This is a genomic window from Streptomyces aculeolatus (assembly GCF_020400605.1).
GTDB classification, from domain to species: Bacteria; Actinomycetota; Actinomycetes; order Streptomycetales; family Streptomycetaceae; genus Streptomyces; species Streptomyces aculeolatus.
On sequence record NZ_JAINRD010000093.1, the window covers coordinates 1 to 655 of the forward strand.

The window sequence follows — 655 nt, forward strand, 5'->3', positions numbered from 1 at the left end:
CGGAGTTGCCGCCGAGTGCGATGACGACGTTGCAGACTTATATTATGCAGTTGCGGCGTTGTTTGGGTAGGGCGTTGGGTGCTGGGGGGTCGGAGCGGGCGAAGGGTGTGTTGGCGACGCGGCATGGGGGTTATGTGTTGCAGGTGCCGTCGGAGTCGGTGGATGTTTTTGCGTATGAGCGGTTGGTGGGGTTGGGGCAGGAGGCTTTTGATCGGGGGGAGGATGAGCGGGCTGCGTCTTTGTTTCGGGAGGCGTTGGGTTTGTGGGAGGGGCCTGCTTTGGTGGATGTGCGGTTGGGTCCGATTATGGAGATTGAGGTGATGCGGTTGGAGGAGTCGCGGTTGGTGACGGTGGAGCGGCGGATTGATGCTGATTTGCGGTTGGGTCGGCATGCTGAGTTGATTTCTGAGTTGGTGGATTTGATTGCGCGTCATCCTCAGCATGAGGGTTTGCATGCGCAGGCGATGTTGTCGTTGTACAGGTCGGGTCGGCAGGCGTCGGCGTTGGATGTGTATCGGCGGTTGCGTGGTCGGTTGATTGAGGAGTTGGGTGTGGAGCCGTCGCCGCCGTTGCAGCGGTTGCATCAGGCGATGTTGGCGGTGGATCCGGAGTTGGATGTGGTGGCGGGTCCGCGTCGTGGTTCGACGTTCGACCG

General features: G+C 60.6%; 1 protein-coding gene. It reads left to right on the forward strand.

The features are described from left to right. A partial coding sequence (locus LG396_RS38845) for an AfsR/SARP family transcriptional regulator (protein ID WP_225798320.1) occupies positions 1-655 on the forward strand: 655 nt, incomplete at both ends.